We start from the raw sequence: 15,485 nt of genomic DNA, 5'->3' as shown, positions 1-15,485 counted from the left end.
CCGCAGGGATTAGAATTTGACCGCGTAACGCCATCTCATGCGCAGCGGTCACGTTCCCCGGAATGACCGGTCACGTTCGCCGGAATACGCAGCTTGCTGGCAAACATCATCATGCGGATGCGCACCGACGGCGACATTTCCGGCGTGCGCATCGCATTGTGCAAAGCCGTCCTAGTGCGCGATAGGCGCCTGGGTGTTCATGGAATCAACGAGGAGATCGCCGTGAGTCTTGACCTGGAAAACCGCAACCCCGCCTACCGCCTGGGACGCCTGTTCTCAGTCTTGGAAGATGCCCAACGCAACGCCGTCGGCACGCAAATCAAAGCCACGATACGGGACCGTTACTACGGCGCCGCCTCGGCTACCCCCGCCGCCATTTTTCCCGTGCTGGTGCGCTACGCCCACAATCACCTAAGCAAGCTGCGCAAGGAAAAGCCCGGCCTGGCGGTGGTGCTGGAGCGGGAAATCGGCGACATCATCGACGGCATGGATAGCCAGTTCCCCCGCAGTCTGAGGCTGGAGGATCAGGGCCGATTTGCCATCGGCTACTACCAGCAGGCCCGTTCCCGATTCGACCGCAAAGCCGACTCCGACAATGGAAGCGAACAATGAACGCCATCACCGACCGCTATGAATTCGTCTTCCTGTTTGATGTCAGCAACGGCAACCCGAATGGCGACCCCGACGCAGGCAACATGCCGCGTCTCGATCCCGAAACCAATCAGGGCCTGGTCACCGACGTGTACCTGAAGCGCAAGATCAGAAACTACGTCACGCTGGAAAAAGAGGGTTCGCAAGGCTATGTCATCTACATGCAAGAAAGAGCGGTCCTGAACAATCAACACGAGCTGGCTTGGAAAGCGTTGGACATTCCGGCCGACGCCAAGGACGGTTACAAGAAGTTGCCGAAAGACGCGGCCAAAGCCAAGGAATTGACCGACTGGATTGTGCATGAACTTCTTCGACGTGCGCAGCTTCGGCGCCGTCATGAGCACCGGTGTCAATTGCGGCCAGGTGCGCGGCCCGATTCAAGTCGCCTTCGCCACCTCGATCGACCCGGTGGTGCCGATGGAAATTTCGATCACCCGCATGACGGTCACCACGGAAAAGGAAGCCGAGGACCAAAGCGGCGCCAACCGCACCATGGGCCGCAAGCACATCATCCCCTACGATTTGTACCGGGTACACGGCTTCATTTCGGCCAAACTGGCGGAACGCACCGGTTTTTCCGAGGCCGACCTGGAGCTGCTCTGGCGCAGCCTGATCAATATGTTCGAGCATGACCGCGCGGCGGCGAGGGGCGAAATATCGGCGCGCAAACTGATCGTCTTCAAGCACGAACACGCCATGGGAAACGCACCGGCCCATGTGCTGTTCGATCGCGTCAAGGTGAGTCGCGTGCAGGGCGAAGCGGACACGCCGGCGCGCAGCTTTGCCGACTATCAGGTGACGGTCGATGCCGAGGCGCTGCCGCCCGGCGTCAGCGTCAACTCCTTGATTTGATGCGCCGGAGCGGCGATGGCAAAAATTTAAGGGCACTTCGAATAGCCCCGAATTCGTCATTCCGCATCAGTGGACCGCCGTGCAGGCAGGAATCCATACCGCGCTAGGCAGTATGCGGCGTATGGCTTCCCGCCTGCACGGAAACGACGGATTTTTAAAGATTACCTCAGGTCGCGCCCCGCGTGGGCGCGTGGATTGAAACTGGATCAGCGTGTTGTTGCAGAGTTGCAGAGTTGCCGAAAAAGTCGCGCCCCACGTGGGCGCGTGGATTGAAACGACGGAAACGGCGTGACAATGATCGGGACCACTTGTCACGCCCTGGATCTGATGGGGAAGTTCCTACCGGTGCTGGCCGACTGGCTCGCGCTTTCGCTGCTCAATCCTCAACAGTTGACAGAGAAGGACTTTCGGACCACGGACAATGGCGCCGTCTTCCTGCGCAACGAGGCGCGAAAGACGCTGCTGGTGGCGTATCAGGAGCGCAAGCACGAAGAATTGCGCATGTTTTTCTGGAGGAGAAGGCGCCGCTCGGACTATTCCCCGCGATACAAGCCCAATTGTTGGCGCGGCATTTGCGCGGCGACCTTGACGGCTATCCACCATTTCTTTGGAAGTAAGAAATAAGTATGATGGTATTGGTTCGCTATGACGTCAATTTTGGCGACAACGACGGCCCGAAACGCTCGAGGCGCTTGGCCAAGGCCTGTCTCAACTATGGGTAGCGGGCACAATACTCGGTGTTTGAGATCGAAGTCGATCAGCCCAGTGGGTATTCCTGGCGCTACGCCTGTACGACATCATCAATCCTGCTTGCGATAGTCTGCACTTCTACTATCTTGGTAGGAACTGGGTGAATCGAGTGGAGCATATTGCTGCCAAACCGCTGACGGACCTCAACGGTCCATTGATTTTGTAGCGCAGCGCGAACCATAAGCGGCCAGCGCATCTCCTGCGGCTTCGCACTTTTCTAACATATTGATTTCCTTCAGAAAATTTCCTTGCCTTACGACTGCGGCGATAACAAAGACAAAAAATATGTCCGGTTCGCAAAAGATGGGATATTTCCTTATTGAATTGAATGGGTTATAACTACCGCGTCGCGCTCCGCGTGGGCGCGTGGATTGAAACCGCTGCACCAAGTAGCCCGGGTCGCTAGTCCCTGGTCGCGCTCCGCGTGGGCGCGTGGATTGAAACCCGTTCGCGGCGGCGGTCGGGATCGACGGCATGCGTCGCGCTCCGCGTGGGCGCGTGGATTGAAACCCCGTACAGCGGGTCGGTAGCGCTGCCGTCGCCAGGTCGCGCTCCGCGTGGGCGCGTGGATTGAAACAAGCAGCCCGGCACCTACGTCGGCGGCGCCGTCGTCGCGCTCCGCGTGGGCGCGTGGATTGAAACCTTAGTTATTTGATGTCGGCGATGATGCTTCGGAGTCGCGCTCCGCGTGGGCGCGTGGATTGAAACGTGATCGACATCGGCAAGATCAGCCTGAAGGACCGTCGCGCTCCGCGTGGGCGCGTGGATTGAAACACAAGCCGCCAAAGGGCTACACCGGCGGCCGCTTGTCGCGCTCCGCGTGGGCGCGTGGATTGAAACCTGCGCAACGAGGCAATCGCCAGCGCTTCCGGCGAGTCGCGCTCCGCGTGGGCGCGTGGATTGAAACTCGTACAGCGGGTCGGTAGCGCTGCCGTCGCCAGGTCGCGCTCCGCGTGGGCGCGTGGATTGAAACTGGAGTCAGTCGATGCGGCTGCGCGCCAGGCCGCGGTCGCGCTCCGCGTGGGCGCGTGGATTGAAACACCACCGCAACTGGCCGCAACGGCGGAACCTACGTCGCGCTCCGCGTGGGCGCGTGGATTGAAACAACCGCTCGCTGGCCGACGCTGGCCTGCAAGAGGTCGCGCTCCGCGTGGGCGCGTGGATTGAAACGCAGCAGCGGCAAGAAGCCCAGGGAACCGGGTCGTCGCGCTCCGCGTGGGCGCGTGGATTGAAACTGGCATCCCCACCTTGACTGCCAACGGTGGCAAGGGTCGCGCTCCGCGTGGGCGCGTGGATTGAAACTCGGTAACGGCCGGCGCTAACATGATCGTCAAGGGGTCGCGCTCCGCGTGGGCGCGTGGATTGAAACAACAAAGACACGCCCAGCAGCTCGAGCAGCACAAGTCGCGCTCCGCGTGGGCGCGTGGATTGAAACAACGGAACATTCCAACTCGAATGGCCAAACGGCCGTCGCGCTCCGCGTGGGCGCGTGGATTGAAACAACGGCAACGTGTTCCAGTGGGTCTTCGACGACGGTCGCGCTCCGCGTGGGCGCGTGGATTGAAACATGGCCTCGACGGGGTCGGTGTCGTACAACTGTTGTCGCGCTCCGCGTGGGCGCGTGGATTGAAACTTGCACATCGGCGGCTACCCAGCGGCGCGCCCTTGTCGCGCTCCGCGTGGGCGCGTGGATTGAAACCCAGCGTGCGCTGATGGCCTCGGACTCGCGCAGACGTCGCGCTCCGCGTGGGCGCGTGGATTGAAACCGCGCCCGGCGTCATGGCCGAATCCATCCCAAGGTGTCGCGCTCCGCGTGGGCGCGTGGATTGAAACTTTCTCCGCCGCGATCTCAGTAACGACGTCCGCAGGTCGCGCTCCGCGTGGGCGCGTGGATTGAAACGTCTGCGCCGGCCTTCTTATCGCCCAACATCTGGGTCGCGCTCCGCGTGGGCGCGTGGATTGAAACTCCCGCTGGTCGCTGCCAACGGTCTGCTGCAAAAGTCGCGCTCCGCGTGGGCGCGTGGATTGAAACTGCGTCGTGGAGCAGTTCCAGCAGCGCTGCTGCCGTCGCGCTCCGCGTGGCCGCGTGGATTGAAACCACCGGAACCTGCCCCTCCGGGGGCGTGGGGGCAGTCGCGCTCCGCGTGGGCGCGTGGATTGAAACATGCATGCACAAGGCCTCGCCGTCGTGGTTGATGGTCGCGCTCCGCGTGGGCGCGTGGATTGAAACATAACAACAGTCAACGTGATGATCGTGCCAGTGAGTCGCGCTCCGCGTGGGCGCGTGGATTGAAACCCCAGCATATAGGCGGGCAACCTTGACCGGCCGGGTCGCGCTCCGCGTGGGCGCGTGGATTGAAACGACACGTTGCCCGCCGACCACGTGCGCCTGGGCGTCGCGCTCCGCGTGGGCGCGTGGATTGAAACCGCAAAGCCGGTGCCGAAGTTCGCCAGGCACACGTCGCGCTCCGCGTGGGCGCGTGGATTGAAACGCCAGCGGGAAGTGTGAAATTATTTTTAACGTCGTCGCGCTCCGCGTGGGCGCGTGGATTGAAACAGCACAGGGCGCTTTGCCGGAACAATCGTCGCTGGTCGCGCTCCGCGTGGGCGCGTGGATTGAAACCCAGTGTGGCGGCGGGCGCGCTGGAGGCGCACCCCGTCGCGCTCCGCGTGGGCGCGTGGATTGAAACCTTGTCGACGGCGCCAAGGTGCCTTGGCGTACCTGTCGCGCTCCGCGTGGGCGCGTGGATTGAAACAATGTGTCGCTGTTCGGGGAGGGCTTCGACCCGAGTCGCGCCCCGTGTGGGGGCGCGGATTGAAACGCGCTCCTACCGGACTTGACCTTGATGCGCCTTTACACCGCATCCTGTCTAGCGCCGCTTGGGTTCCCGCCTGCCCGGCGGTCGGTCCATGCGGGACGACGGGTTTTGGCGACTCCCATAAAGCAATTCAAGTAAGGAATCATCCATTCCCATCCCTAACGAAATTGATATTTATTAGCAATTTAAAAAATATATAATCTATAACAAGACTTTTATCTAAAAGTAACCTATCGTAAGAAAAACCCACAGCAGTAACCACATCAACCAACAAATACTTCCCCCCGGCATGAATCGAACTGAGCGCATCTATAAAATCGAACGGCTGCTACATGATCGAAGTATCGTTCCACTTGCGGCTTTTCTAGATGAGCTGGAAATTTCAAAAGCGACTTTCAAGCGGGATTTGGAGTATCTACGGGACCGCATGAACGCGCCCATTGTTTGGGACCGCGAGCACGCCGCCTATCGTTTCGACAAGCCAAATGAGGGCATCAAATATGAATTACCCGGCCTGTGGTTCAGCGCATCGGAAATCCACGCCCTGCTGACCATGCAACAACTACTAAGCAGCCTCGGCCCGGGTCTGCTCACGCCTCACGTTGCCCCATTGCTCACCCGTCTCCGCGCCATCCTGGGCAACGACCGTTATCCAGACCAGGAATTTGAAAAGCGCATTCGCATTCAACGCCTCAATGCCCGCGCCTACGAACCGGAACACTTTCTTCCTGTGGCGACGGCGGTCCTGCAGCGAAAACGCCTTCAGATAGAACACTACAATCGTTCGACGAATCAAATCACCCAACGGGAAATCTCCCCGCAGAGATTGAATCACTATCAGGAAAACTGGTATTTGGACGGCTGGTGCCACTTACGAAAAGATATACGCAGATTCTCACTCGATTCGCTTCGTGCCGTCCGCATTACCGCAGAGCCGGCATTGGACATCCCCGATGAGAAACTCTGCCTTACTCTGGACAGCGGCTATGGAATATTTTCAGGTCATGAACTGCAATGGGCTGAGCTGATATTTTTCAACGAGCGCGCACGTTGGGTAAGCCAGGAAACTTGGCACCCCGAGCAGCAAGGAAAATTTGACGAGGCCGGCCGATATCACCTGAAAGTGCCATACAGCGATCCGCGCGAATTGGCGATGGATATTCTGCGCCACACGCCCGAGGTATGCGTGGTCGCTCCGCCGGCGCTGCGCAAGCTAATTCAAGAGCAACTGAAAAAAGGACTGGCTCTGTTCAAGGCAAGCTCATCCTGTGAGCCACCACCGCCCTAGGATAGGCAGTACTAGCTCGTAACAGAGCCGCCGTCTCAACCTACACATGCCGCCACCATGCCAAATTTCTATGCCCACTCCAGCGATCAGGCCGACAAATCGGACTGGCAAGCACTCAGTGAACACTTGCAAGCGGTTGGCGACATGGCGGCCCGGTTCGCAAGCAATTTCTCCGCGGCGGAACTGGCCCGTGTCGCCGGGCTGCTCCACGATCTAGGCAAGTACACCGAAGAGTTTCAGCTCCGCCTGGCCGGCCAATACGGCCGCGTCGACCATTCCACCTGGGGTGCAAGGATCGCTTGCGAACGTTACGGCCAGCTCGGAAAATTGCTCGCCTACGGTATCGCCGGCCATCACGCCGGCATGGCCAACGGTCGCGATCCTGGCGAACGGTCGTCTCTGGCCGAACGCCTGCGCGCGAACCTACCGCAGTTGTTCGACGATTGGCAGACCGACCTCGATCTGCCGGCCCCGGGACAACTGTCGACGCCAACCAATTTTCAAGTCACCAAAGAACGCGGGCAATTCCAACTGGCCTTCCTTTGCCGGATGATTTTCTCCTGCCTGGTGGATGCGGATTATCTAGATACTGAAGCCTATTACCAGCGCATCAAACAAGGCAAGGCCAAGCGCGACACGAGCGCGCCACCGTTGACCGCGCTAAGGACGAGGCTGGATGGCCATCTCGCATCCTTCACGGCGGACTCCCCGGTGAACATTCTGCGCGCCGACATCCTGCTCAAGGTGCGGCAAGGCGCGGCATTGCAGCCCGGCCTGTTTTCCCTCACCGTCCCCACCGGCGGCGGCAAGACCCTGGCCTCGCTCGCCTTCGCGCTTGACCACGCCATCGCCCACGGCCTGAACCGTGTCATCTACGTCATTCCCTTCACCAGCATCGTCGAACAAACCGCCGCCGTGTTTCGAGATGCGCTCGGCGACCTTGGCGATAGCGTGCTGGAACACCACGGCGCCTTCGAAGACGACCCCAGCAAAAGCGCCGAGGCGCGCGACAAGCTGCGACTGGCCATGGAAAATTGGGACCGGCCGATTATCGTCACCACCGCCGTGCAATTTTTTGAAAGCTTGTTCGCCGCCAGACCGTCGGCCTGCCGCAAGCTGCACCATATTGCCGCCAGCGTGGTCATCCTCGACGAAGCCCAAACCTTGCCGTTGAAATTGCTGACGCCCTGTGTCGCAGCCATCGACGAACTGGCGCTGAACTACAAAGCCAGCGTCGTGCTGTGCACCGCCACCCAACCGGCACTGAACGCACCCGGATTTACCGGTGGCCTGCAAAATGTGCGGGAATTGGCACCGGAGCCGGCCCGCCTGTTCAGCGCGCTCAAGCGGGTGCAGATCCGTCATGCCGGCACCTTGAGCGACGACGAACTGGCCGCGCGCATGAACGCATCTTCACAAATACTCTGCATCGTCAATAATCGGCGGCATGCGCGCGCACTGTACGAATCCATCGCCAGCGCGCCCGGTGCGCGCCATCTGACAACGCTCATGTATCCCAAGCACCGCAGCGCGGCACTGGCAGAAATACGCACCTTGCTACGCGACGGCAAACCCTGTCGCCTGGTCGCCACGTCCTTGATCGAGGCCGGCGTCGATATCGACTTCCCCACCGTGCTGCGCGCCGAGGCTGGCCTCGACTCCATCGCCCAGGCGGCGGGACGGTGCAACCGGGAAGGCAAGCGGCCCATATCGGACAGCGAACTGCTTATCTTCACGCCGGGCAATCCCGATTGGGCGGCGCCGGCGGAATTGAAGCAATTCGCTCAAGCCGCGAGGGAAGTACTGCGCCAACACGGCGCCGATCCCCTGGGTCTGCCCGCCATCGACAGCTATTTTCGCCTGCTGTACTGGCAGAAAGGCACCCAGGAGCTGGACGCCCACGACCTGCTTGGCCAGATCCGCGACGCCGGCCTCGACGGTCTGCCATTCGAAATGCTGGCAAAGAAATTCCGCATGATCGACAACACGCAGATGCCGGTCATCATCGCCGTTGACGAAGCGCCGCACAAGGTCTTGCGCGACCTTGAATTCGCCGACGGCTGCGGCAAGGCGGCACGCGACCTCCAGCCATACATGGTGCAAATCCCGCGTCAGACCTTTGCGGCGTTGCGGCAGACCGGTGCAATACAAGCCGTCAACGAGAGGCGCTACGGCTTGCAATTCATGGTGTTGGCGAACGAGGAACTGTATCACCCGCAATTCGGATTGCATTGGGACGATCCGACTTTCATTCGCAGCGAAGGCTTGTGCTGGTAGCCCATTGGACAGCAACTAGCCGCCGACATTCACACAGGAGGTCAAATGACGTATGGAATACGATTGCTGGTCTGGGGAGAGCGAGCCTGCTTCACCAGACCGGAAATGAAAGTCGAGCGTGTGTCTTATGATGTCATCACGCCATCGGCGGCGCGGGGGATTCTGGAGGCAATCCACTGGAAACCCGCGATCCGCTGGGAAATCGACCGTATTCAGGTTCTCAAACCTGTCCGCTTCGAATCGTTGCGCCGCAACGAGGTCGGCGGCAAGTTGTCGGCCGCCAGCGTCGGCAAGGCGATCAAGGCCGGGCGCACCGACGGCCTACTCACCTTTGTCGACGAGGACAGGCAACAACGGGCCGCCACCATCCTGCGCGACGTCTCCTACGTCATCGAAGCCCACTTCGAACTGACCGCCCGCGCCGAAGCCGGCGATTCCGTCGGCAAGCATCTGGACATCTTCAACCGCCGCGCCCGCAAGGGGCAGTGCTTTCATTCGCCCTGCATGGGCGTGCGTGAATTCGCCGCCAACTTTCAATTACTGGAAGCGAACGACGCGGCGCCCGTCGTCGACCCCGCGCTGCTCGGCAAAACCATCGACCTCGGTTGGATGCTGCACGACATCGACTTCGCCGATGGGATGACGCCACATTTCTTCCGCGCACAAATGACCGATGGAATGATCGCCGTGCCCGGCTTCGATCCCCGTGGGGTGAAGTCATGATACTGAGCGCACTCAATCAATACTATCAACGCCTGGCGGCGCGGGACAAGGTGCCGGTGTTCGGCTTTAGCAAGGAAAAGATCAGCTACGCCTTGATACTGGGCAGGGACGGCGCCTTGGTCGATGTGCAGGATATTCAAGACACCTCCGACAAAAAGCCCCGCCCCCGCCTGATGACCGTGCCGCAACCGGCAAAGCGCGCGTCCAACATTGCCCCCTGTTTTTTGTGGGACAAGACTGGCTATGTGCTCGGCGTCAGCGAAAAAAATGGGCCGCGCACGGCCCTGGAACACGCGGCGTTCAAAACCTTGCACCAACAGTACCTTGCCGACTCCGACGACCCGGCATTGCAGGCCTTGGCACAGTTCCTACAGCACTGGACACCCGAGCAATTCTGTCCGCCGCTGTTCAACGACGAGATGCGGGATGCCAATATCGTCTTCCGCCTCGACGGCGAACAGCAGTATGTCCATCAATCGCCGGCAGCGCAGTTGCTACGCGCCAAAGTCCTGGCCGGCGCCCAAGCGGCGACCGGGCTATGCCTGGTGACGGGCGAAACCTTGCCCGTTGCGCGGCTGCATCCGGCCATCCGCGGCGTGAATGGCGCACAGAGCTCGGGCGCCTCGATCGTGTCGTTCAATCTGGAAGCCTTCGCCTCCTATGGCAAGCAACAGGGCGACAACGCGCCGGTATCCGAAGCCGCCGCCTTCGCCTACAGCACGGTGCTCAACCATCTGTTGCGGCGCGACGAGCACAACCGGCAACGCCTGCAAATTGGCGACGCCAGCGTCGTATTCTGGGCACAGGCCGATTCGGCGGACGCCTGCGACAAGGCACAAATGCTGTTTTCCGAGCTGTTGAACCCGCCCAGCGACGATGCCCAGGAGGCGGCGAAACTGAAAACGGTACTGGAAGCGGTCGGCGCGGGCAGGCCACTGCGCGAGCTAGACTTGGATCTCGATGACAACACAGAATTGTTCGTGCTCGGTCTAGCGCCGAACGCATCGCGTCTCTCTATCCGCTTCTGGCAAAGCGGCAGCCTGGAATTCTTCGCCCGCCGCATCGCCGAGCATTTTCAGGATCTCGATATCGTACCGCAGCCATGGAAAACCGCGCCCGCCATCTGGCGCCTGCTGCTCGCCACCGTGCCCAGCCGCGACAACAAGAGCAAGGCCGACGACATCGCGCCCCAGCTCGCCGGCGACATGATGCGCGCAGTACTGACCGGCAGCCGCTATCCGCGCAGCTTGCTGGCAAACATCATCATGCGGATGCGCACCGACGGCGACATTTCCGGCGTGCGCATCGCATTATGCAAAGCCGTCCTGGTGCGCGATAGGCGCCTGGGTGTTCATGGAATCAACGAGGAGATCGCTGTGAGTCTTGACCTGGAAAACCGCAACCCGGGCTACCGCTTGGGACGCCTGTTCGCCGTCTTGGAGGATGCCCAACGCAACGCCATCGGCGCGCAAGTGAACGCCACGATACGGGACCGTTACTACGGTGCTGCATCGGCCGCGCCAGCCACCATTTTCCCCATGCTGGTGCGTAACGCCCAGAATCACCTGAGCAAGCTGCGCAAGGAAAAACCCGGCCTGGCCGTGGTGCTGGAGCGGGAAATCGGCGACATCATCGACGGCATCGGCAGCCAGTTCCCCCGCAGCCTGAGGCTGGAGGATCAGGGCCGGTTTGCCATCGGCTACTACCAGCAGGCCCATTCCCGATTCAACCGCAAAACCGACTCCGACAAAGGAACCGAACAATGAACGCCATCACCAACCGCTACGAATTCGTCTACCTGTTTGATGTGAGTAACGGCAACCCGAATGGCGACCCCGACGCCGGCAACATGCCGCGCCTCGATCCCGAAACCAATCAGGGCCTGGTCACCGACGTGTGCCTGAAGCGCAAGATCAGAAACTACGTCACGCTGGAAAAAGAGGGTTCGCAAGGCTATGCCATCTACATGCAGGAAAGAGCGATCCTGAACAATCAGCACGAGTTGGCCTGGAAAGCGTTGGACATTCCAGCCGACGCCAAGGATGGTTACAAGAAACTGCCGAAAGACGCGGCCAAAGCCAAGGAGTTGACTGACTGGATGTGCATGAACTTCTTCGACGTGCGCAGCTTCGGCGCCGTCATGAGCACCGGTGTCAATTGCGGCCAGGTGCGCGGCCCGATTCAAGTCGCCTTCGCCACCTCGATCGACCCGGTGGTGCCAATGGAAATTTCGATCACCCGCATGGCGGTCACCACGGAAAAGGAAGCCGAGGACCAAAGTGGCGCCAACCGCACCATGGGCCGCAAGCACATCATCCCCTACGGCCTGTACCGGGTACACGGCTTCATTTCGGCCAAACTGGCGGAACGCACCGGTTTTTCCGAGGCCGATCTGGAGCTGCTCTGGCGCAGCCTGATCAATATGTTCGAGCATGACCGCGCGGCGGCGAGAGGCGAAATGTCGGCGCGCAAGCTGATCGTCTTCAAGCATGAGCACGCCATGGGCAACGCACCGGCCCACGTGCTGTTCGATCGCGTCAAGGTGAGCCGCGTGCAGGGCGAAGCGGACACGCCGGCGCGCAGCTTTGCCGACTATCAGGTAACGGTCGACGCCGAGGCGCTGCCGCCCGGCGTCAGCGTCAATTCTTTGATTTGATGCGCTGGGGCGGCGATGGAAGATGAAGAACTGATCCCGCTGTCCGCCCTCCAGCACTTTCTCTACTGCCCGAGGCAGTGCGCGCTGATACACGTCGAACAGATGTGGGCGGAAAACCGGCTGACGGCAGAGGGAAAACTACTGCACGAACGCGCGGACCAGGCGCAGACCGGCCAGCGCCATGGCGTGCGCACGGCGACCGCCATGCCGCTGGTCAACCGGGACTTGGGCATAGTCGGCATCGCCGACGTGGTCGAATTTCATACCGGCGAGGCGGCGCGCGTCATGCCCGTCGAGTACAAGCGCGGCCGCCCCAAGCAACACCGCGCCGACGAGGTGCAACTGTGCGCGCAGGGATTATGCCTGGAAACGATGCTCGGCCTCACCATTGAGGAAGGCGCCCTGTTTTATGGCCAGTCCAGGCGACGGGTCCGCGTCATGTTTGACGCAACACTGCGCACGCTGACGCTCAGCATCATTGCCGCCACGCGCGCACTGATCGAGGCGGGCCAAACGCCGCAGGCCGAATATGCCGCCCGGCGTTGCGACGCCTGTTCACTAATCGATATCTGCCAGCCCCGCTTGCTTGGCCGCACCGTGCCGGTCAATGCCTGGCTGGCCAAGCAATTGGAGGACGACTGATGCGCCGCCAGCTCAACACGCTATACATCACCACCGAGGGAGCCTGGCTCCGCAAAGACGGCGAAAACATCGTCATGGAAGTTGAAGGGGAAACCAAAGGCAGGCTACCGATCCACATGCTCGAGAGTCTGGTGTGCATTGGCCGCGTGCTGGTGTCTCCGCCTTTGCTCGGCTTCTGCGCGGAACAGGGAATTTGCGTCTGTTTTCTTTCCACGTACGGGAAATTCCTTGCCCGGGTGGAGGGGCCGGTATCGGGAAACGTGCTGCTGCGGCGCGAGCAGTATCGGCGCAGCGACAGCGCGGCGGGAAGCGCCGCGATCGTCCAGAATCTGCTGGCTGGAAAGCTGCACAATCAGCGCGCCGTGCTGGGTCGCGCGCTGCGCGATCATGGCGACAAGCTCCCCGCCGCGGCCGAGGCAATGGTTCGTCACGCCCGGCTGAGGCTGAAACGTATCGGCGCCAACCTGGCTGGCGAAAACGATATCAACGTCTTGCGCGGCATGGAAGGCGAAGCGGCGCAAGCCTACTTTTCGGTGTTCGACCAATTGATACGGGTCGAGCACCCTGCCCTGCGCTTCAAAGGACGCAGCCGCCGTCCGCCACTCGACGCGGTCAATGCCTTGCTATCATTTCTATATACCCTGCTCACCCACGACTGCCGATCCGCACTGGAGAGCGTGGGACTCGATCCGGCCGTCGGCTTCCTGCACAGGGACAGGCCGGGCCGTCCCAGTCTGGCGTTGGATCTAATGGAGGAGTTTCGGCCGGTGCTGGCCGACCGGCTCGCGCTTTCGCTGCTCAATCGTCGACAGTTGACAGAGAAGGACTTTCGGACCATGGACAATGGCGCCGTCTTCCTTCGCGACGAGGCGCGAAAGACGCTGCTGGTGGCGTATCAGGAGCGCAAGCGCGAAGAATTGCTGCATGTTTTTCTGGAGGAGAAGGCGCCGCTCGGACTATTCCCCGCGATACAAGCCCAATTGCTCGCGCGGCATTTGCGCGGCGACCTTGACGGCTATCCACCATTTCTTTGGAAGTGAGAAATAAGTATGATGGTATTGGTTAGCTATGACGTCAGTTTCGGCGACAGCGACGGCCCGAAACGCTTGCGGCGCTTGGCCAAGGCCTGCCTAAACTATGGGCAACGGGCACAATACTCGGTGTTCGAGATCGAGGTCGATCAGGCCCAATGGACATTCCTGAAGCAGCGCCTGTGCGACATCATCAATCCCGATTGCGATAGTCTACGCTTCTACTATCTTGGTCGGAATTGGGTGAATCGAGTGGAACATATTGGTGCCAAACCGCTGCTGGACCTCAACGGTCCATTGATTTTATAGCGCAGCGCGAACCATAAGCGGCCAGCGCATCCCCTGTGGGTTCGCGCTTCCCTAACATATTGATTTTCTTCAAAAAAATTCCCATACTTGAGAAATTTTTCGATATCAAGGGCGAGTATGTGCGGTTCGCAAAAGTCGGGATATTTCCTTATTGAATTGAATGGGTTATAACTACCAAGTCGCGTCCCGCGTGGGCGCGTGGATTGAAACGCGCAGGAGACGGCGATGCGGGCCGGGGAGATATGGTCGCGTCCCGCGTGGGCGCGTGGATTGAAACGCCTATACTCATATTGCAGGCGCGCATCATGACTGGTCGCGTCCCGCGTGGGCGCGTGGATTGAAACTGGACCTTGAGCATGGCCACCGACCAAGGCAGCCGTCGCGTCCCGCGTGGGCGCGTGGATTGAAACCTGCTTTTGCTGCGGGCAATAAAAAGCCGCCTCGTCGCGTCCCGCGTGGGCGCGTGGATTGAAACCCCGTACAGCGGGTCGGTAGCGCTGCCGTCGCCAGGTCGCGTCCCGCGTGGGCGCGTGGATTGAAACATTAGCCCATCACGATGGCGACGTGCTCACCCTGTCGCGTCCCGCGTGGGCGCGTGGATTGAAACCATGTACAGGGCGAATCCCTTGACCGTCAGGTCGTCGCGTCCCGCGTGGGCGCGTGGATTGAAACCAGTCAACGTAGTCGGTGTTGGTGATCTGCACCGTCGCGTCCCGCGTGGGCGCGTGGATTGAAACGACTTTGCCGGCATCGACCAGCTTCTTGTCGTCGTCGCGTCCCGCGTGGGCGCGTGGATTGAAACCAACATAAACTTTGTCGTTGACCGTATTGCGGAGTCGCGTCCCGCGTGGGCGCGTGGATTGAAACTTTGCGATCTTCTTTCGGGATTCCTCTGAGTGGGTGTCGCGTCCCGCGTGGGCGCGTGGATTGAAACTTTGTGCGGGCAAACATGCCGATCAGGTGCGCGCCGTCGCGTCCCGCGTGGGCGCGTGGATTGAAACGTTGATGACACGCTTGAACTTGGCTTCGTCGAATGTCGCGTCCCGCGTGGGCGCGTGGATTGAAACGATTTTTTGCTTGTCTCTTGCGGCCCATTTAGTCGTCGCGTCCCGCGTGGGCGCGTGGATTGAAACGCGTTACCTGCATCGGGCGCCACCAGATCTCCGGTCGCGTCCCGCGTGGGCGCGTGGATTGAAACATGATGGCGATCTCGCTGCTTCGGCAGCCCCAGGTCGCGTCCCGCGTGGGCGCGTGGATTGAAACTTTCCCGTTGACGATCATGCCGCCACCGCCTCAGTCGCGTCCCGCGTGGGCGCGTGGATTGAAACATCGACAAGTCATCGGGTGCCGCATGAGCGACCTGTCGCGTCCCGCGTGGGCGCGTGGATTGAAACACCGATACCCAGAAGTCCACCATCCTGGGCTGGGTCGCGTCCCGCGTGGGCGCGTGGATTGAAACTGCGGCCGCACGACTGGCCGGTACACCG

The 15,485-nt window shown here is 60.8% G+C and carries 10 protein-coding genes, 1 pseudogene and 2 CRISPR repeat arrays (1 of these 13 only partly in view); all 11 genes and pseudogenes read left to right on the top strand.

The genetic code is table 11. The annotated features are described in order from the left end of the window. The first annotated feature begins 93 nt into the window (after positions 1-93). Positions 94-612 (top strand): type I-C CRISPR-associated protein Cas8c/Csd1, encoded by a 519-nt coding sequence (locus H7U20_RS19405; RefSeq protein WP_233410908.1) that lies wholly within the window; start codon positions 94-96, stop codon positions 610-612. Further along, positions 609-1,503, top strand: a pseudogene (cas7c, locus tag H7U20_RS19400) (type I-C CRISPR-associated protein Cas7/Csd2). Before H7U20_RS19405 ends, cas7c (H7U20_RS19400) begins: the two are co-directional and overlap by 4 nt. A 294-nt stretch (positions 1,504-1,797) precedes the next feature. Then, the gene (locus tag H7U20_RS19395) at positions 1,798-2,127 is read left to right on the top strand and encodes a CRISPR-associated endonuclease Cas1 (protein ID WP_233410907.1); all 330 of its coding nucleotides are present in this window, start codon (positions 1,798-1,800) and stop codon (positions 2,125-2,127) included. 472 nt (positions 2,128-2,599) lie between these two features. Beyond that, positions 2,600-5,075: direct repeats of the CRISPR family, unit length 32 nt; unit sequence GTCGCGCTCCGCGTGGGCGCGTGGATTGAAAC. A gap of 286 nt (positions 5,076-5,361) precedes the next feature. Continuing rightward, a complete protein-coding gene (locus H7U20_RS19390) occupies positions 5,362-6,360 on the top strand; it encodes a helix-turn-helix transcriptional regulator (protein WP_199760791.1) in 999 nt (332 codons plus the stop codon). 57 nt (positions 6,361-6,417) lie between these two features. Beyond that, on the top strand, positions 6,418-8,637 hold the full coding sequence (locus H7U20_RS19385; RefSeq protein ID WP_199760790.1) for a CRISPR-associated endonuclease Cas3'': 2,220 nt from the start codon (positions 6,418-6,420) through the stop codon (positions 8,635-8,637). 45 nt (positions 8,638-8,682) lie between these two features. After that, positions 8,683-9,360, top strand: coding sequence for a type I-C CRISPR-associated protein Cas5c (gene cas5c, locus H7U20_RS19380; RefSeq protein WP_199760789.1), 678 nt, complete (start codon positions 8,683-8,685; stop codon positions 9,358-9,360). Further along, positions 9,357-11,126: a type I-C CRISPR-associated protein Cas8c/Csd1 gene (gene cas8c, locus H7U20_RS19375; protein WP_199760788.1), complete on the top strand. Its 1,770-nt coding sequence runs from the start codon at positions 9,357-9,359 to the stop codon at positions 11,124-11,126. Before cas5c ends, cas8c begins: the two co-directional genes overlap by 4 nt. Next, positions 11,123-12,016 carry a type I-C CRISPR-associated protein Cas7/Csd2 gene (gene cas7c, locus H7U20_RS19370; protein WP_199760787.1) on the top strand — a complete coding sequence of 298 codons (894 nt, stop codon included), beginning with the start codon at positions 11,123-11,125 and terminating at the stop codon, positions 12,014-12,016. The genes cas8c and cas7c (H7U20_RS19370) overlap by 4 nt, the downstream gene beginning before the upstream one ends. Positions 12,017-12,031: 15 nt before the next feature. Beyond that, entirely contained in the window at positions 12,032-12,658 is a 627-nt protein-coding gene (cas4, locus tag H7U20_RS19365; protein ID WP_199760786.1) for a CRISPR-associated protein Cas4, read from the top strand. Further along, complete coding sequence (gene cas1c / locus H7U20_RS19360) at positions 12,658-13,698, top strand: type I-C CRISPR-associated endonuclease Cas1c (RefSeq protein ID WP_199760785.1); 1,041 nt, start codon at positions 12,658-12,660, stop codon at positions 13,696-13,698. Before cas4 ends, cas1c begins: the two co-directional genes overlap by 1 nt. Positions 13,699-13,707: 9 nt before the next feature. Continuing rightward, the gene (gene cas2 / locus H7U20_RS19355; RefSeq protein ID WP_199760784.1) at positions 13,708-13,998 is read left to right on the top strand and encodes a CRISPR-associated endonuclease Cas2; all 291 of its coding nucleotides are present in this window, start codon (positions 13,708-13,710) and stop codon (positions 13,996-13,998) included. 178 nt (positions 13,999-14,176) lie between these two features. After that, positions 14,177-15,485: direct repeats of the CRISPR family, unit length 32 nt; unit sequence GTCGCGTCCCGCGTGGGCGCGTGGATTGAAAC; it runs 2,566 nt beyond the window's last position.

The organism is Rugamonas violacea (assembly GCF_016461825.1).
GTDB lineage: Bacteria > Pseudomonadota > Gammaproteobacteria > Burkholderiales > Burkholderiaceae_D > Rugamonas.
This window is presented reverse-complemented; position numbering and strand designations above follow the sequence as displayed.